The organism is Saccharothrix algeriensis (assembly GCF_016907655.1).
Lineage (GTDB): Bacteria > Actinomycetota > Actinomycetes > Mycobacteriales > Pseudonocardiaceae > Actinosynnema > Actinosynnema algeriense.
Map to the genome: position 1 here is coordinate 3376926 of NZ_JAFBCL010000001.1, position 17843 is coordinate 3394768.

At 75.3% G+C, this 17843-nt stretch carries 15 protein-coding genes; 4 read left to right on the forward strand and 11 right to left on the reverse strand.

The genetic code is table 11. The annotated features are described in order from the left end of the window. The first annotated feature begins 9 nt into the window (after nt 1–9). Entirely contained in the window at nt 10–1641 is a 1632-nt protein-coding gene (gene ptsP / locus JOE68_RS15315) for a phosphoenolpyruvate--protein phosphotransferase (RefSeq protein WP_204843018.1), read from the forward strand. Between the two features lie 39 nt (nt 1642–1680). Here ptsP and JOE68_RS15320 read toward each other — a convergent pair whose 3' ends face one another. From JOE68_RS15320 to JOE68_RS15345, 6 genes are all read right to left on the reverse strand, one after another. Next, entirely contained in the window at nt 1681–2553 is an 873-nt protein-coding gene (locus JOE68_RS15320; RefSeq protein ID WP_204843019.1) for a LysR family transcriptional regulator, read from the reverse strand. 109 nt (nt 2554–2662) lie between these two features. After that, nucleotides 2663–3757 carry a CU044_5270 family protein gene (locus JOE68_RS15325; RefSeq protein WP_204843020.1) on the reverse strand — a complete coding sequence of 365 codons (1095 nt, stop codon included), beginning with the start codon at nt 3755–3757 and terminating at the stop codon, nt 2663–2665. After that, on the reverse strand, nt 3750–4346 hold the full coding sequence (locus JOE68_RS15330) for an RNA polymerase sigma factor (protein WP_204843021.1): 597 nt from the start codon (nt 4344–4346) through the stop codon (nt 3750–3752). The genes JOE68_RS15325 and JOE68_RS15330 overlap by 8 nt, the downstream gene beginning before the upstream one ends. A gap of 156 nt (nt 4347–4502) precedes the next feature. Further along, complete coding sequence (locus JOE68_RS15335; protein ID WP_204843022.1) at nt 4503–5690, reverse strand: glycine C-acetyltransferase; 1188 nt, start codon at nt 5688–5690, stop codon at nt 4503–4505. 2 nt (nt 5691–5692) lie between these two features. Then, nucleotides 5693–6727 carry an L-threonine 3-dehydrogenase gene (tdh, locus tag JOE68_RS15340; RefSeq protein ID WP_204843023.1) on the reverse strand — a complete coding sequence of 345 codons (1035 nt, stop codon included), beginning with the start codon at nt 6725–6727 and terminating at the stop codon, nt 5693–5695. Between the two features lie 36 nt (nt 6728–6763). Beyond that, nucleotides 6764–8227, reverse strand: coding sequence for an SDR family oxidoreductase (locus tag JOE68_RS15345; RefSeq protein ID WP_204843024.1), 1464 nt, complete (start codon nt 8225–8227; stop codon nt 6764–6766). A 173-nt stretch (nt 8228–8400) separates the two neighbouring features. On the opposite strand from JOE68_RS15345, the gene JOE68_RS15350 reads away from it, so the two are divergent. Continuing rightward, nucleotides 8401–9846, forward strand: coding sequence for a serine/threonine-protein kinase (locus JOE68_RS15350; protein ID WP_239562254.1), 1446 nt, complete (start codon nt 8401–8403; stop codon nt 9844–9846). 33 nt (nt 9847–9879) lie between these two features. Here the strand turns inward: JOE68_RS15350 and JOE68_RS15355 are convergent, their stop codons facing one another. Genes JOE68_RS15355 through macS form a run of 4 tightly spaced genes read right to left on the reverse strand, consistent with a single transcriptional unit; the run spans nt 9880 to nt 12801 of the window. Further along, nucleotides 9880–10443 (reverse strand): GNAT family N-acetyltransferase, encoded by a 564-nt coding sequence (locus JOE68_RS15355; protein ID WP_307819696.1) that lies wholly within the window; start codon nt 10441–10443, stop codon nt 9880–9882. Continuing rightward, a complete protein-coding gene (locus JOE68_RS15360; RefSeq protein WP_204843025.1) occupies nt 10440–11015 on the reverse strand; it encodes a DUF1707 SHOCT-like domain-containing protein in 576 nt (191 codons plus the stop codon). Before JOE68_RS15360 ends, JOE68_RS15355 begins: the two co-directional genes overlap by 4 nt. Continuing rightward, the gene (locus JOE68_RS15365; protein WP_204843026.1) at nt 11012–11665 is read right to left on the reverse strand and encodes a response regulator; all 654 of its coding nucleotides are present in this window, start codon (nt 11663–11665) and stop codon (nt 11012–11014) included. The genes JOE68_RS15360 and JOE68_RS15365 overlap by 4 nt, the downstream gene beginning before the upstream one ends. After that, nucleotides 11662–12801, reverse strand: a complete 1140-nt coding sequence (gene macS, locus JOE68_RS15370; protein ID WP_204843027.1) for a MacS family sensor histidine kinase — start codon at nt 12799–12801, stop codon at nt 11662–11664. The genes JOE68_RS15365 and macS overlap by 4 nt, the downstream gene beginning before the upstream one ends. A gap of 180 nt (nt 12802–12981) precedes the next feature. Here macS and JOE68_RS15375 point away from each other — a divergent pair, with 180 nt between their 5' ends. Beyond that, nucleotides 12982–14178 carry a GGDEF domain-containing protein gene (locus JOE68_RS15375; protein WP_204843028.1) on the forward strand — a complete coding sequence of 399 codons (1197 nt, stop codon included), beginning with the start codon at nt 12982–12984 and terminating at the stop codon, nt 14176–14178. Here the strand turns inward: JOE68_RS15375 and JOE68_RS15380 are convergent. After that, the gene (locus tag JOE68_RS15380; protein WP_307819697.1) at nt 14175–15401 is read right to left on the reverse strand and encodes an AI-2E family transporter; all 1227 of its coding nucleotides are present in this window, start codon (nt 15399–15401) and stop codon (nt 14175–14177) included. The two genes, JOE68_RS15375 and JOE68_RS15380, sit on opposite strands and share 4 nt — an antisense overlap. Nucleotides 15402–15599: 198 nt before the next feature. On the opposite strand from JOE68_RS15380, the gene JOE68_RS15385 reads away from it, so the two are divergent. Next, nucleotides 15600–17747 carry a hypothetical protein gene (locus JOE68_RS15385; RefSeq protein WP_204843029.1) on the forward strand — a complete coding sequence of 716 codons (2148 nt, stop codon included), beginning with the start codon at nt 15600–15602 and terminating at the stop codon, nt 17745–17747. Nucleotides 17748–17843: the final 96 nt, after the last annotated feature.

Below are 17843 nucleotides of genomic sequence, written 5' to 3' on the forward strand. Positions count from 1 at the left end.
GTCTAGACCATGTCGAGCGCGCGGCTGAGCGGTGTCGGTGTCAGTTCCGGTCGGGCTTCCGGGCCGGTGGTCCGGGTCGCCGAACCGTTGGGGGAACCGCCCGCCACACCCGCGCCGGCCGACGTCGCGCAGGAGGCCGCGCGCATCCGCCCCGCCGCCGACCTCGTCGCCGAGCGGCTGTTCGCGCGCGCCGCCCAGGCGACCGGCGACGCGAAGGCCGTCCTGGAGACCACCGCCGCCATGGCCGCCGACCCGGCGCTGCTCGCCCAGGCCGAGAAGCTCGTCGCGGACCGGGGGCTGCCCGCCGCGCGCGCCGTCCACCAGGCCGCCGCCGGGTTCATCACCGCCCTGGAAGCCGCCGGCGGGTACATGGCCGAACGCGCCCGCGACGTCCAGGACGTCCGCGACCGCCTGGTCGCCGAACTGCTCGGCGTGCCCGCGCCCGGCGTGCCCGAGCTGGCCTCCCCCAGCGTCCTGGTGGCCCGCGACCTGGCGCCCGCCGACACCGCCGGGCTCGACCCGGCGAAGGTGCTCGCCCTGGTCACCGAGGAGGGCGGCCCCACCTCGCACACCGCGATCCTCGCCCGCTCCCTGGGCATCCCGGCCGTCGTCGCGTGCCGGGGCGTGCTGGCGCTGGAGGTCGGCGCGCTGCTCGTGGACGGCGACACCGGCGAGGTCGAGGAGTCCGACGGCACGGTCCTCGCCGCGCACCCGGCCGGCGCGGCCGAGTGGAACGGCGTCGGCGTGCTCCGCGACGGCCACCGGGTGAAGGTGCTGGGCAACGTGGGCTCGCCCGCCGACGCCGTGGCCGCCGCGGCCGCCGGCGCCGAGGGCGTCGGGCTGTTCCGCACCGAGTTCTGCTTCCTGTCGGCCACGGAGGAACCCACCGTGGACGAGCAGCGCCGGGCCTATGCGGCCGTCCTCGCGCCGTTCGCCGGCAAGCCCGTGGTGGTGCGCACCCTGGACGCGGGCGCCGACAAGCCGCTGGCCTTCCTCGAACCCGAGCCCGAGCCGAACCCGGCGCTCGGCGTGCGCGGCGTGCGGGTGGCGTTCGACCGGCCGGAGCTGCTGGACCGCCAGCTGGAGGCGATCGCGCTGGCCGCCGGGGACACCGGCGCGGAGGTGTCGGTCATGGCCCCGATGGTCGCGACCGCCGCCGAGGCCGCGTGGTTCGTCGAGCGCGCCCGCGCGGCGGGGATCGAGCGGGCCGGCGTGATGATCGAGATCCCGGCCGCCGCGCTGGTCGCCCGCGAGATCCTCCAGGTCGTGGACTTCGCGTCGCTGGGCACGAACGACCTCGCGCAGTACGTGTTCGCCGCCGACCGCCAGGTGGGCGCGGTGGCCGCGCTGAACGACCCGTGGCAGCCCGCCCTGCTCCGCCTGGTCCGGCTCGTCGGCGACGCGGGCACCGAGCTGGGCAAGCCGGTCGGCGTGTGCGGCGAGGCGGCGGCCGACCCGCTGCTGGCCTGCGTGCTCACCGGGCTGGGCGTGACCAGCCTGTCCATGAACCACACCGCGCTGGCCGGCGTCGGGTCGAAGCTCGCGTCCACCAGCTTCGACCTGTGCCAGCTGGCGGCCCGGGGCGCGCTGTCGGCGGCGGACCCGGCAGCGGCCCGGCTCGCCGCCCGTGCGCCGCACTGACCCCGGGACCCGCGCGCCGGACGCCCGCGGCGCCGGGCGTCAGGGGTGGGCGGCGGCGGTGAGGGCCTCCCGGATCAGGCTGATCAGCGGGTGGTCCTCGCTGCCCTTCCGCACGGCCGCGAACACCCGGCGCAGCGGTGCGGTGCCCTGCACGGGGGTGCCCGGCAGCGCGTGCCGCGGCACGAGCGCCGCGCCCGCCCCCGCGCCGACCAGCGCGCCGATCGCCCGGAAGTCGTTGGACGTGTGCGTGATGCGGGGCGCGAACCCGGCCTGGCCGCACGCCAGCTCGACCACGTCGCGCACCGGGTTGCCCGGCGGCGTGGCCACCCAGTCGTCCTCGGCCAGCGCCCGCAGGTCCACCGCCCGCGCGCCGGCCAGCGGGTGGTCCGGCGGCAGCACCACGTCGAACGGCTCGGTGTAGAGCGGGAACCGGGTCAACCGGCCGTCGTCGCGGCGCGGCCGGTACTCCTCGGTGATCGCCAGGTCGATCTCGCCGTCGAGCAGCAGCGGGACGCTCGCGTGCCCCTCCACGTCCCGCACCCGCACGGTGACCGCCGGGGCGCGGCGGCGCAGCGCCGCCATCGCGGGCGCGACCACCTGGGTGATCGCCGAGGCGAAGCTGCCCACCTCCACCCGCCCGGCCGCGCCCGCCGCCAGGCCCGCCAGCGTGGCCTGCGCGCGCTCCAGCTCGGCGGCCACCGCGTTCGCGTGCCGCACCAGCAGCTCGCCGGCGGAGGTCAGCGACACCCGCCGGCCGCGCCGGCGCAGCAGTTCCTGCCCGACCTCCGACTCCAGCGCCGCCAGCTGCTGCGACACCGCCGACGGCGTCAGGTGCAGCGCCTGGGCCGCCGCCGTCACGGTGCCGTGGTCGGCCAGTGCCCGCAGCACGCGCAGCCGTCGAGGGTCGATCACGCGCCCATTCTCCGGCCCGTGGCCGACCTCGCCGCCCACGGGCCGGACGCGGCGGAGGGCCCGTGCGCCCCCGACGCGCACGGGCCCTCCGGGCTCACCGCCCCCCGGGTCAGCCGGCGGGCTTGGCCCCGATGGTGTCCACGACCCCCGTCGTCACCGAGGTGAACGCCAGGACGGTGCCGGCCTTGAAGAGGTCCATGTCGGCGCCGGCGACCTGGCGCTCGCCGATGAACTGCCCGGTCTCCGGGTCGATGATGATGTCCTGGCGCTCCTTGCCGTCGTCGACGCCGAGCGCGGTGCCGGTGCGGCCGTCCAGGTTGGCCTGCTGCTCGGTCACCTGCAGGCCCGGCAGCTTGGCCAGCGCCTTGTAGATGTTGGCGCGCACGTCCTTGCGGACCAACCCGCTGCGCAGCGCGTCGGCGGCGTAGACCAGCAGTTCGGCGTCGGAGTCGCCCGGCGCGTCGGCGGCGAGCCGCTCGAACAGCGCGTCCGGGTCGGTGGGCAGGCCCGCCTGCCACTCCGGGGTCGGGTTCTGCCAGCTACCGCGGTCGGTGCACCACTGCTCCGGGGACCGCGCGTAGAAGTCGCCGCACGGCGCGCGCCACTCGCCCTCGGGCCAGCCGCCGTCGGTCGACACCCCGGCCGCCCTCGCCTGCTCCTCGGTGCCCACGACCCACCGCTGGTTGCCGGTGACGTCGCGGCGCAGCAGCCACTCGTCGCGCGGGTTCGCCGGCGCCCACGTCTCCAGCACGTTCTCCGCGAGCCGGGCGAAATCGCGGCCTTCGCCGCCGTGGGCGGACGCCATCCACCACGCCCGCGTGGCGACGTACCGGTACTGGCCGGGCCCGACCTCCTCGTCCAGCACGCCGATCGAACTCGTCGCCGCCCGGTCCAGCGTCGCCACCGCCTCGGCGCCGGCCGGCGCCGGGTTGCGGCCGAACGACACGGTCTGCACCACCTGGCCCCCCGCCACCAGCACGGCCACCGCCGCCGCGCCGGCCAGCCACCGCCACCCGGAGCGGCGCCGCCGGGCTTCCCGCGTCGTGGTCACTTCGGTCTCCCCCTGTTCCCCGGTGGCCGCGATCAGCGCCACCCTGGCGCCGGCGATCACCCGTTCGTCGGTGCGGGTGTCGGCGTTGAGCGCGTCCAGCGCGGCGTCCAGCTCGTCGTCGGTCCAGATGCGGAGGATGTTGTCGTCACTCATCGCCGGTCCTCGCGTGTTCGGTGTTCGACGCGTGCCCGCGGAGTTTGCGCCGCACGCGGTGCAGCCGGGACCGGACGGTGCCGACCGGGACGCCCAGCGCCTCGGCCACCTCGTTCGTGTCCAACCCGGCCCAGCTGGTCAGCAGCAGGACGTCCCGGTCGCCCGGCTCCAGCCCGGCCAGCGCGCCGGCCAGGTGCCGGGTCCGCGCCGCGGCGTCGACCCGGGCGGCCACCCGGTTCTCGTGGCCCTCGTCCCCGGCGGCGGAGCCCGCGGCCCGCGCGGCGGCGCGCAGGCCGCGCACCTCCTGCCGGTGGTGCCGGCGCAGCAGGTTCGTGGCGATGCCGTAGAGCCAGGCGCGGGCGGTCCCGCGGTCCGGCCGGTAGGCGGCCCGGGTCTGGAAGGCCACCAGGAACGTCTCGCCGACCAGGTCGTCGGCGAGGTCGCCGACCCGCCGCGCGAGGTAGCGGTGCAGCGGGCGGGCGTGCCGGTCGAACAGCTGCCCGAAGACCCGGCCCGGGTGGGGGCCGGACAGGTCGGGCCGGTCGTCCGCGGCGGGCGCCGGGGAACCGGCTGTCACGCACTCGGTCATCGTCCTCACACCAGGTATTGCCCGCGGGCCCCGGCCGCGTTCACGGTCTGCCAACGACCCGGCCCGCGAACGGCCCCGGCCCGCGAACGACCCCGGCCCGCCACCCGGCGCGAGCCGGGTGGCGGGCCGGGAGGTCGACCGCCGGGGTGCGCGCCGCTAGCCGGCGTCCCGCATCCTCGCCCGAGCCGCCACGAACGCGTCCACCGCCCGGTTCACCTCGTCGGTCGAGTGCGCCGCCGACATCTGGGTGCGGATGCGCGCCTTGCCGTGCGGCACCACCGGGTAGGAGAAGCCGATGACGTAGACGCCCTGCTCCAGCAGCAGGTCGGCCATCCGGGACGCCTCCGCCGCGTCGCCGATCATGACCGGGATGATCGGGTGCTCGCCGGGCAGCAGGTCGAAGCCCTCCTCGGTCATCCGCCGCCGGAACAGCGCCGAGTTCTCCCGCAGCCGGGTGAGCAGCTCGCCGGACGAGCTGAGCAGGTCCAGCGCGGCCACCGCCGCGGCCGTGACGGCCGGCGCGAGCGAGTTGGAGAACAGGTACGGCCGGGACCGCTGCCGCAGCATCGCCACGATCTCCGCGCGGCCCGAGGTGTAGCCGCCGCTCGCGCCGCCCAGCGCCTTGCCGAGCGTGCCGGTGACGATGTCCACCCGGTCCTGCACGCCGAACAGCTCCGGCGTGCCGCGCCCGGTCGGGCCGGTGAAGCCGACGGCGTGCGAGTCGTCCACCATGACCAGCGCGTCGTAGCGCTCGGCCAGCTCGCAGATGTCGTCCAGCGGGGCCAGGTAGCCGTCCATGGAGAACACGCCGTCGGTCGCGATCAGCCGGTAGCGCGCGTCGGCGCAGTCCTTGAGCTGCCGCTCCAGGTCGTCCAGGTCGCGGTTGCGGTAGCGGTGGCGGCGCGCCTTCGACAGCCGCACGCCGTCGATGATCGACGCGTGGTTCAGCTCGTCGGAGATGACCGCGTCCTGCGCGCCGAGCAGCGTCTCGAACAGCCCGCCGTTGGCGTCGAAGCACGAGCTGTAGAGGATGGTGTCCTCGGTGCCCAGGAACTCGGACAGGCGCCGCTCCAGCTCCTTGTGCGGCTCCTGGGTGCCGCAGATGAACCGGACCGACGCCATGCCGAAGCCCCAGCGGTCCAGCGCCCGGTGCGCCGCCTCGACCAGCGCCGGGTGGTCGGCCAGGCCCAGGTAGTTGTTGGCGCAGAAGTTCAGCACCTCCTCGCCGGCGACCCGGACCGACGAGTTCTGCGGGCTGCCGATCACCCGCTCGGCCTTGTGCAGGCCCGCCGCGCGGATCTCGGCCAACCCGGACAGCAGGTCCTCGCGCATCGCGCCGTACATCGTCAGTGTGCTCCCGTCCAGTCGAGGATGACCTTGCCGCACTTGCCCTCGCGCGCGGTGGCGAACGCCTCTTCGTGCGCCGTGTGGTCGAACCGGTGCGTGATCACCGGGGCGAGGTCCAGGCCCCGCTGGAGCAGCACCGACATCGAGTACCAGGTCTCGAACATCTCCCGGCCGTAGATGCCCTTGAGGTGCAGCATCTTCAGCACGACGCTGCTCCAGTCGACGGCGAACCCCTCGGCGGGCAGCCCCAGCATGGCGATCCGCCCGCCGTGCGCCATGTTGCCGATCATCTCCTGGAGGGCCTGCGGCTTGCCGGACATCTCCATGCCGACGTCGAAGCCCTCGGACATGCCCAGCTCGGCCTGCGCCTCGGCGATGGCGCGCCCCGCGACGTTGAGGGCCAGGTCGACGCCGACCTTGCGGGCGATGTCCAGCCGGTGGTCGCTGACGTCGGTGATCACGACGTTGCGCGCGCCCGCGTGCTTGGCGACGGCGGCGGCCATGATGCCGATGGGCCCCGCGCCGGTGATCAGCACGTCCTCGCCGATGACCGGGAACGACAGGGCGGTGTGCACCGCGTTGCCGAACGGGTCGAAGATCGCGGCCACGTCCAGGTCGACCGGCGACCGGTGCACCCACGCGTTCTGCTCGGGCAGCGCGACGTACTGCGCGAACGCGCCGTCGCTGTGCACGCCCAGGCCCCGCGTGTGCGCGCACAGGTGGCGGCGGCCGGCCTTGCAGTTGCGGCACGTGCCGCACACCAGGTGGCCCTCGCCGCTGACCAGGTCGCCGACCGCCACCCCGCTGACCGACGCGCCGGTCTCCACGACCTCGCCGACGAACTCGTGGCCCAGCACGAGCGGCGCGCTGATGTTGTGCGCGGCCCACTCGTCCCACGAGTCGATGTGCAGGTCGGTGCCGCAGATGCCGGTGCGCAGCACCCGCACGACCACGTCGGTGGGGCCGGGGGTGGGGTCGGGGACGTCGGTGAGCGACAGCCCCGGCCCGGCGGCCGTCTTGACCAGAGCCTTCATGGCGGCAGTGTGCTCCCGTCCCGCTTGTGCAGTCCATCAGGACTTTCTGAACTCGCTTGTAAGCTCCGCTTCACTGGCGATGTTGCGCACCATCCCGCCGAACACCAGCCCGTGGAACGGCCAGACCAGCCACCAGTAGACGTGCCCGGCCAGCCCGCGCGGCACGAACACGGCGCGCTGGCGGTAGGTGGACCCGCCCCCGGGCCGGTCCGCCACCCGCAGCTCCAGCCAGGCCAGGCCCGGCACGCGCATCTCCGCCCGCAGCCGCAGCAGCCGGCCGCGCTCGATCTCCTCCACCCGCCACCAGTCCAGCGCCTCGCCGACCTGCAGCCGCCGCGGGTCCCGCCGGCCCCGCCGGAGGCCGACCCCGCCGACCAGGCGGTCCAGCCACCCGCGCACCGCCCACGCGAGCGGGAACGAGTACCAGCCGTGCTCGCCGCCGATGCCCTCCACGACGGCCCACAGCCGCTGCGGGGATGCCCTCGTCGGGCGTTCCCGCAGGTCCACGTAGCGGGACCCGCCGGCCCAGGCGGGGTCGGTCGGCAGCGGGTCGCTCGGCGCGCCCGGCACCGACGCGCCGGACCACCGGGTCTCCACGTCCGCGTCCCGGACCCTGGCCAGCGCCAGCTCCACCGCCCGGTCGTAACCGGTCACCGGGCCGGGCAGCAGGCGGCGGGCGTCGTCCTCGCGGCACACGACCTCGTGCACCAGCGAGCCGATCAGCGGCGTGGCGATCGACCGGGGCACCGGCGTCACCAGGTTCACCCAGTGGGCGGACAGCTTCGGCGTCAGCAGCGGGACGCCGACCACCCGGCGCGGCGGCAGCCCGGCGACCCGCGCGTAGCGCAGCATCATCTCCTGGTAGGTCAGCACGTCCGGCCCGCCGATGTCGAACGACCGGTTCACCCCCTCCGGCAGCCCGACCGCCTCCACCAGGTAGCGCAGGACGTCCCGCACGGCGATCGGCTGGACGCGGTTGTGCACCCACCGGGGCGTGAGCATCACCGGCAGGCGCTCGGTGAGGTGGCGCAGCATCTCGAAGCTCGCCGACCCGGACCCGATGACCACGGCCGCCTGGAAGACCACCGCCGGCACGCCGGAGGCGAGGAAGACGTCCCCGACCTCCTTGCGGGAGGCCAGGTGCGGCGACAGCGCGACGCCCGGCGGGTGCAGCCCGCCGAGGTACACGACCCGCCGGACGCGGGCCCGCTCGGCGGCGCGCGCGGTGTTCTCGGCGGCCCGCCGGTCGGCGTCGGTGAACCGGGGGTTGTGCAGGGAGTGGACCAGGTAGTGCACGACGTCGACGCCGGCCATCGCGGGGTCGAGCGTCGAGGCGTCCAGCACGTCGCCCCGGACGACCTCGACCCGATCCGCCCACGGCACGTCCCGCAGCTTGCCCGGGTCGCGGACCAGGCAGCGGACCTGGTGCCCGTCGGCCAGCAGGCGCGGCACCAGCCGCCCGCCGAGGTAACCGGTCGCTCCGGTGACGAGGCAGCGCATACCCCGATCCTGGCCGGCCCGGTGGCATCGCGCACGGCGGGGGCGCGACTCGCCGGGCGGCGCGGGTGGCGACGCCCGGCCCAAGTCGTGACCGGGTCGGGCGCCGGTCGTTGACGTGCGAGGTCACCTTCCGCGCACAATCCGGTGCGGAACACGGACAGGGGGTGACGGAGATGCGCGGAGACGCCTCGGCGCGCACCGTGCTGGGCCTGCTCATCAAGCAGCGTCGGCTCAGCCTCGAGGAATTCGCGGAACAGCTCGAGTCCTTCTCCCGCGACCACCGCGAAGTCGGCACGCTGAGCGTCCGGCACGTGCAGCGCCTCGCAGCCGGGCAGCTGACGTCGGAGCAGTTGCGGCCGGCGACCGTTCGGCTGCTGGAGCGGTTCCTGGGCCGGCCCGTCGAAGAGCTGCTCGCCCGGCCGGACGCCCCGCGGTCGGTTCCGGCGGCGGGTGGCCGGGGGAGCGCGCGGTCGGCCCGCCGGGTCGCCGCCAGCCGGGAGGAGTGGCTGACGACCCGCCGCGCGCCCGGGGCGCGGGGTCGGGAGCTGACCGAACTCGCGGCGTGGCTGTACCCAGAGTCCGAGCGCGCGCCCGGCGGGCACGTGCTGGCGGCGCCGCACTGGCCGCTCGGGGAGCCGGTCGACCTGGCCGCCGTCGAGCTGGCGTGGGCGGACGACCTCCCGGCGCACGCCCTCCCGGGGACCGACGCCCTGGACGACCTCCTGCCGCTCACCGACGAGGGCGTCCGGTACGCGGACTACAGCCGCGCGGTGCGCGACCTGGTCCGACCGCGGTTGCTCGAGAACCGCCCGAGCTACCGGCTCACCGGGGTCCGCGCCGGCGGTCCCGCCGGCTTCCGGCTGGAGTTCGGCCTCACGACGTTCTTCGAGGTGTTCAACCTCAAGCAGCTGCTCGCCCACGAGTTCAAGCGGGCCTGGCTGCGCTCGGGCGGGGCGATCCCCCGGATCGGGGACCTCCCGCTGCGCGCCGCGGTGGGCAGCCCGTTCGACCCCCGGGCCGTGCTCATGTCACCGGGCATCAGCACGTTGACCATCCGCCGCGGCGACGCGGGCGAGGGGCCGGGTTTCGTCCTGCACGAACGGGACGGCGGCAAGGTGGCCGACGGGGGCGGGCTGTGCCACACGATGCCCGCCGGCGAGTTCCAGCCGTCCTCCGGCGCGCCGGAGGACGTCCGCAACGACTTCTCGTTGTGGCGGAACATCATGCGTGAGTACTCGGAGGAGTTCCTGGGGACCCCGGAGCACGACGGGTGCGACTCGCGGCCGATCGACTACGCGCTGGACGAGCCGTTCGCGCGCTTCGAGGAGGCGCGGGAGCGGGGGGACTTCCGGGTGTTCCACTACGGCCTCGTGGTGGAACCGCTGGAGCTAGGGGTGCAGCAGCTCACCGTGGCCGTCATAGCCGCCCCCACCTACGACCGGCTGTTCGGGGACATGGTCGCGGTCAACGACGAAGGGCGCGTCGTGGCACGCGACGGCGTCAAGCGCGTCCCGTTCACCTCGGAAGCCGTCGACCGCCTCGAACCGCGGCTGTCCGCGAGCGCGCTGACCCTGCTGCGGATGGCGTGGAACGACCGGCGCGCGCTCCTCGGCGACTGACGCCGGCCCGTGCCGGGGCGGCACGGGCCGGCGTCAGGCCGGGCGGACCGGCTCGAACGGGTGGGTGGCCGCGAACTCCGCCGCGGTCAGGCCCAGCAGCACCACGTCGTGGTGGCGGCCGGCGAAGAACTCGTGGTCGCGGAGCAGGCCCTCGCGGCGGAAGCCGAGCCCGTCGTGCAGCCCGAGCGAGGCCCCGTTGAACGCGTGGACCGACACCTCGCACTTGTGGAAGCGCCGCTCGCCGAACATGAACGCCGGCAGCAGCACGACCGCCTCGGTCGCGTACCCCCGCCGCCGGTGCTCGCGCCCGATGCCGATCCCGTACGAGAAGCGCCCGGCCCGCGGGTCGACCGCCGCCGTGGACAGCGACCCGACCAGCTGCCCGCCGGCCACCTCCTCGATCGCCAGGCGGAACTCGTCGGAGCCCTCCCGCAGCGACTCGGCCTCCGCCCACGCCCGGTAGCCCGCGGCCGAGCGGGGCGGGTGCACGACGTCCACGTCGCGCATGTCAGCCACGTGCGCGTCGAACCCCATGAACGACCGCCAGTCGCCCGGCTCGACCCCGCGCAGCCGGACCCGGTCCCCCACCCACCTCACGCGCTGCGCAACCAGCTCTTCTTGCGCTTGATCTCCAGCGAGCCCAGCGTCACGGTGCCGCGCAGCACGAGGTGCGGCCGGCCCGAGCCGTCGCCCACCTTGTCCTTGATCGACCCCATCGAGACGTGCACGCCGTCGGTGTTGACCGTCATGCCGTCGGGCACGACCAGCCGCACCGTCCCGCACGTCACGTCCAGCTCGACGTCCACGACGGGGTGCGGGACGGTCGCGTCCCGGAAGTCCAGGTCGGTCGTCCCCATCCGGTTCTGCACGACCACCGTCCGCGGCACCACCCAGCCGCCCTTGCGGCTGACGGTGGACATGTTCGCCCGCAGCTGCACCGTCGTCCCCTCCTGCCCCGGCACGGCGGTGTCCCGGTCGCCGTGCACCAGGCCCGGCAGGTCCAGCAGCACCGGGTTCAGCTCCTCCCGCGTGCGCGCCGCCAGCGCCGCGTCGGTCCGCTCGGTGAACTCGTCCAGCGTGATGAGCCCCCGGCCGATGGCCTTCTGGAGCACCCCCACCACGTGCTCGCGCTCGGCGTCGGACACCCGCCACTGCCTCGGATCGGTCATGTTCCCTCCGGTTCTACGTCCAAGCCGTGCTCGATGGCGTACCGGGCCAGCTCGACCCGGTTGTGCAGCTGCAGCTTCCGCAGGGTCGACTGCACGTGGTTCTCGACCGTCCGGTGGGAGATCACCAGGCGGGTGGCGATCTGGCGGGCGGTCAGGCCCTTCGCCACCAGCCGCAGCACCTCGGTCTCCCGGTCGGTCAGCTGGGGCTTGTCCTCGTCGGGCGTCGCGGCCATCCGCCGGTACTCGCCGAGCACCAGCCCCGCCAGGCCGGCGGTGAACACGGCGTCCCCCGCCGCCGTCCGGTTGACCGCCTCCACCAGCTCCTCCGCCGACGCCGACTTCACCAGGTAGCCCGACGCGCCCGCCTTCACCGCCTCCAGCACGTCGTCGTGCTCGCCGCTGGCGGACAGCACCAGCACCCGCGTGGCGGTCAGCGAACCGGTGATCATGGTCGTCGCCTCCACCCCCGACGGGCCGCCCAGGTTGAGGTCCATCAGCACCACGTCCGGCCGCACGGCGCGGGCGATGCGCACCGCCGAGGCCGCGTCACCCGCCGTGGCGACCACCTGGAACCCGCGCTCGGCGAGGTCGCGCGCGACGCCGTCGCGCCACAGCGGGTGGTCGTCGACCACCATCACGGAAACGCTCATCGGTAGACCCGCACCTCCCACTCCGTGCCCTCCCCCGGCCCGGTCTGCAGCTCCAGCGTCCCACGCAACGCCTCGACCCGGCCCCGGATCGACTGCGCGACCCCCATGCGCCCCTCGGCCTCGGCCGACGCCAGCCGCCCCTCCGGGATGCCGGGGCCGTCGTCGCGCACGCTGAGCACGACCTCTTCCCCCAAGTCCTCCAACAACACCCACGCCCTGGCGCCCGCGGCGTGCTTGTCCACGTTGGACAGCGCCTCGCGCACCACCGCGGTCAGCTCGGCAGCCGTGGCAGTGGGCAGCATCACCTGAGTGGCCGGTGTGGACACCTGCACGCGCGAGGTCGCCAGCAGCTGCAGCGCCGGGCGCAGGTCCGCCTCACCGTCCATCGTCGACTCCGCGGGCGCGGCGGCGACCAGCGACCGCAGCGCGACCTCCTGCTCGCCCGCCAGCTCCGCCAGCTCCGCGGCCTCGCCGCCCAGCTCCGAGCCGCGCTTGCGCACCCGGGCCAGCACCTGCAGCACGCCGTCGTGGATGGACCGCGCGAGGCGCTCGCGCTCCGCGGTGGCCGCCTCGGCGCGCAGCGCCTGCGCCAGCCGCACCGCCGAGCGGCGCGCGGTCGTCGACGCCATGCCCACGACCAGGCCCGCGCCCGCGAGCAGCACCACGTCCCGCACCAGGTCGACGCTCAGCTCGCGCCGGTTGAGGTAGGTGCTCAGCCCGACCGCCAGGCCCGCCAGCGCGCCCGCGACCTGGCCGCCGAGCGCGCCCGCCGCCACCGCCGGCACGCACGCCCAGATGGTCGTGATCAGCGGGACGTTGTAGAGGAACTGGGTGTCGGTCATGATCAGCTGCGACAGGGACATCAGCCCGCACGCGACGACCAGGTCCGCGACCACCACCCACGGGCGGCGACCGCCCCGGCGGCTGTACGCCTGGACGGTGAACACCGACCAGGCCGCCATGGCCCCGATCGCGGCCCACGCGATCCACGGGCGCTCGTACTCGCCGTGGTGCACGACCGCGTTGCCCAGGGCGAACAGGAACGTCACGATGCGTAGCGCTACGGTTCCCCGCCAGAGGTGCGCAACCGGGTCCTCGGTCACCGATGGACCCGTCCGAGCCGGTTTCGTGTGCACGGTGTGCTCCCTTCACCGCCAATCTTGCCGTGTCGGAGTGGGCCGGCTAACCCCCAGGTGGACGTCTGTTCCCCCGCCGGCGGGTGTGGAAGGCTGGCCGGTAGCACCGGGTTGACTTCCGGGTTGGCTCCCGGGGGACCGCGCCGTTCGGCTCCTACGACTCCGGGGGGTGGGCTGGGCGTGCGCGACTGGCCACTGTGGACGCTGAAGCGCTCCGCCCTGGCCTACTGGCTGCTCGTCGACGCCCTCGCGCTCGCGGTGGTCGTGCACGTGATCGCCTCCTCCACCCCGCCCGACCCCGGCGAGGTGGCCCGGTTCGGCGCCATCGCCGGCACGGCCGGCGCCGTGGTCATCGGCAGCTCGATCCACAGCCACCGGATCGGCGAGACCGAGCGCAACCCGTGGGCCGCGCACCTGTGCTACCTGGTGGCCGGGGTGGTCGCGCTGCCGTGCAACCTGCTGGTGCTGCTGCTGTTCGGCCCGGCGCTGCACGGCGTGCTCGGGCAGCGCCCCGAGTCGCACCGCTGGCTGTTCACGCTGTCGGCGACCGCGCTGTCGGTGTTCGCCACCCGGTTCCTGATCGGCTGGGAGGAGCCCGACCCGGCCCTGCCGGTGATGGCGCTCGGCTCGGCGGTGCTGCTGGTGGTCCGGGCGGCGCTGATCGCGCTGGGCCTGAAGCTGCGCAGCCCGGCCGCGACGGTGGAGGAGGTCGTCGGCGAGCCGATCGACGCGGTGCTCGGCGTCGTCGCGGTCAGCATCGGCGGCCTGATGGGCTTCGCGGCGACGACGACGCCGGTGCACGCGCTGCTGGCCGCCGCCCCGCTGGCGCTGCTGGAGCGCGCCGCGCAGCTGCCGCACTGGCGGCGGTCGGCGCAGCGCGACGCGAAGACCGGCCTGGCGAACGCCGTGCACTGGGACGGGCGCGCCCGCTACGAGCTGGCCAAGGCGCGCTCGCGCGAGCGGCCGATGGCCGTGCTGCTGCTGGACCTGGACCACTTCAAGCGGGTCAACGACCGGGTCGGCCACCTCGCGGGCGACGCGGCGCTGAGCGCGGTCGCCGTGCTGCTGTCCGGCACCGTCCGGCGCGGCGACCTGGTGGGTCGGTTCGGCGGCGAGGAGTTCGTCGTGCTGCTGCCCGACGCCGAGCCCGCGGTCGCGCGGTCGGTCGCCCAGCGGGTGCGGCACGCCGTGGCGGACCTGGCCGTGGCGACGGTCGGCACCGACGGCCGCGAGCACCTGCTCACCGGGCTGACCGTGAGCATCGGCGTGGCGACGACGCAGCGGTTCGGCTACGAGCTGCCGGACCTGCTGGTCGCCGCCGACGCGGCGCTGCTCGCGGCCAAGGGCTACGGCCGCAACCTGGTGGAGATGGCCTAGCCCCGCCGGTCCGCCCCGCCGGGGTCCGCGGTCCCGGTCGGCGCGTCGCCGGGCACCGGCCGCGTCCGGCCGTCGAGGTCCTCGACGCGGTCGCCGCCGGTGTCGGGCGGGCCGGTCTCCTGCGGCTCGTGCACGTCCACGTCCCGCGGCTCGACCGCCCGGTCCGAGTCCGACAGCAGCGACCGGATGCCCGAGTTCAGCACCGCCAGCAGCGGCACCGACAGCAGGGCGCCCGAGATGCCGCCCACCACCAGGCCCGCCGTGATCGCCAGCACCACGGCCAGCGGGTGCAGCTTCACCGCGCGGCCCAGCAGCAGCGGCTGGAGCACGTGGCTCTCCAGCTGCATCACGCCGATCAGGACGGCCAGCACGATCAGCGCCGCCACCGGGCCCTCCGCCACCAGCGCCACCAGCACGGCCACCGCGCCGGTGATCACCGCGCCGATGATCGGGATGAACGCGCCCAGGAACACCAGCGTGGACAGCGGCACGACCAGCGGCACGCCCACGATCCACAGCCCGATGCCGACGCCGACCGCGTCCACCACGGCCACCAGCGCCGTCGCCCGCACGTAGGACACCAGGGACGCGAACCCGCGCCGCCCGGCGACGTCCGCCCGGTCCCGCACGTCCGCCGGCACCGCCCGGACCAGGAACCGCCAGATGCCGTCGCCGTCGTGCAGGAAGAAGATCAGCGTGAACAGCGCCAGCAGCAGGCCGGTCAGCAGCTCGCCCACGGTCGCCGCCGTGGTCAGCGCGCTGGAGGTGATCTCGGCCTGGTTGTCCTTCACCGTCTGGAACGCGCGGTCCAGGTACTGCTGGAGCTGCAGGTCGCTCAGGTGCAGCGGCCCGTCCCGCAGCCAGCCCCGGATCGTGTCCAGGCTGGCGCCCACCTGCTTCTGCAGCTCCGGCAGGCCGTTGGAGAACTCGGTGATGACGAACGTCAGCACGCCGCCGACCACGGCGATGCCGCCGACCAGCACCAGCCCGGTCGCCAGCCCGCGCGGCACCCCGACGCGCGCCAGCTGCGACACGGCCGGTGACAGCAGCGCCGCGAGCAGCAGCGCGATCCCGGTCGGGATCACGATCGTGGTCAGGTACCCGACCACCTCGCCCACCACGTACAGCGCGGCGACGACCGCGACGAACCGCCAGCTCAGCGCGGCGCTGACCCGCAGCAGCCGCGGCACCCGCGCACTGATCTCCCGCTCACTCCCCGTCACGGGATCACCGTAGCCCGCGCGCCGCGCGCGCGAGCCGAACACGGGGCGGACAGCGGGCGGAGAGTTCCCCACGTCACGGTCGCGGGGGCCTTCGCGGTCGCCGGTCCGGCGAGTCGGCACGTCATGCCACCGGGTATCCCCCGTCACGGTTGCGCCGAACCCCCCTCGCCGACGCCGCCGGGGTGGTCGGATCGTCGCGTGACCGACGCCGAGGAGACCGTCCGGGCCGCCTACGCCGCCGGCCGCCGGGTCGAGTTCGACCGCGCCGCGCCCCGGCGCGACCGCGCGGTGCGCGGCGAGACCCTCTCGGCGCTGCTGGCCGAGCCCGTCCCCGGCGCGGCGCTGCGGCTGGTCGGCGCGCACGTCACCGGCCTGTTCGGGCTGGAGGGCGCCCGGGTCGACCACGTGGTCGACTTCCTGGGCTGCACCTTCGAGCAGCCGCCGGACCTGCGGATGGCGCGCCTGGTCGGGCTGCGGCTGCGCGGCTGCGGGGTGCCCGGCCTGCTGGGGCGCAACCTGCGGGTGGGCAGCGACCTGGTGCTGGAGGCCGGGTTCACCAGCGACGGCGTGGTGGACCTGACCGACGCGGTGGTCGAGGGCACCGCCCGGCTCGCGGGCGCGGTGCTGCGCGGCGGCGGCGGCCACGCGCTGCTGGCCGCGCGCATCCGGCTGTCGGGCTCGCTGCAGGCCGTCGCGCTGCGGGCGACCGGCGAGGTGCGGCTGCGCGGCGCGGACATCGGCGGCTCGGTGCACCTGGGCGGCGCGCGGCTGACCGACCCCGGCCGCAACGCCCTGGACGCGTCCGGCGTCGCCATCGCGGGGAACCTGTTCTGCGACGCCGAGGGCGGCCGGTTCACCGCCGAGGGCCGCGTGCTGCTGGACGGGGCCCGGGTCGGCGGCAACGTCGTGCTCTCCGGCGCCCGGCTGCGCGCGGGCGTGGTGGACCACCCGGTCCTGGTGATCCCGCACGGCACCGCGGACGAGGCGGCGGCGCTGGTCGCCGACCGCATCCGGGTCGAGGGCAACGTCGAGCTGGGCGACGGCCTCACCGCCGACGGCGCCGTGCGGCTGCCCAACGCGGAGATCGGCGGCTACCTGCGGCTGTCCGGGGCGGTCATCGGCCGGCGGGACCCCGCGGCCGGGCCGGGCGACGGGGCGGCCGTCGACCACGTCCCGGTGGCGCTGCACGCGGACGGCATCCGGGTGCGCGGCGACCTCGAAGCGCGCGGTCCCGGGGCCGAGACCGCGCTGCGCGCCCACGGGCAGGTGCGGCTGGTGGACGCGCACGTGCGGGGCAGCGCGAGCCTGTCCGGCGCCCACCTGCGCGGTCCGGGCATCGACGTCCTGTTCGCCGACCGGCTGCGGGTGGGCGGCACCCTGTTCCTGCGCGACCTGCGCGCGGAGGGCTCGCTGCGGCTGCAGAACGCCGAGATCGGGTCCACCGTGGACTGCTCGGGCGCGGTCCTGCTCAGCCCGCGCCGCCGGTCCGACGGCTCGGTCAAGCCGTCGCTGGACGCCCGGGTGGCCACGGTCGGCAAGGACCTGCTGTGCAGCCGCGGCTTCACCGCCGCCGGCGGGGTGCGGATCAGGATGGCCGAGGTCGGCAAGATGGCCACGTTCGCCGGCGCCCGGCTGGGCGGTCCGGGCGGCGACATCGCGCTGAACGCCTACGGGCTGACCGTCCAGCAGCTCGTGCTGCGGCCGGCGGAGGACCGCGTCCCGGTGGGCCGGGTGGTGCTGCGCAGGGTGGCCGCGACGACCGTGCTGGACGGCCCGGGGCTGTGGGCGGCCACGGGCGGCGTGGACGTGGAGGACTTCACGTTCGAGTCGATCTCGTCCGCGCCGGAGGTGGGCGTGCGCACGCGGCTGCGGTGGCTGCGCGAGGTGCAGCCGGACTTCGCGCCGGGCCCCTACGAGCAGCTGGCCAACGTCTACCGGGACGGCGGCGAGGAGGAGCTGGCGCAGCGCGTGCAGCTGGAGAAGCAGCACCGCCGGTACTCGGAGCTGGGCCCGGCCGGGCGGGTGTGGGGCTCCCTGCAGCGCTGGACGGTCGGCTACGGCTACCGGCCGTGGCTCGCGATCGCCTGGCTCTCGGCGTTCTGGCTGGCGGGGGCGCTGTGGTTCCTCGGCCACGAGATGCCCAGGCTGAACGAGGACGAGTCGCCGACGTGGAACCCGTGGCTGCTGTCGGTGGACCTGCTGGTCCCCATCGTGGACCTGGGCCAGGACGGCAAGTGGAAGTTCGGCGGGGCGTCGCAGTGGATCTCCAGCTCGCTGATCGCGGTCGGCTGGATCCTGGCCTCGACCGCGGCGGCCGGCGCGGCGCGGGTGCTGAAGCGGGTCTGACCCGGCCCCGGACCGGCCCTGACCACCTACGGTCACTAGGAGTGAGAACCGGCAACACTCTGTGTCGATCACACGATCCGGCGAACCGGGTGTGGA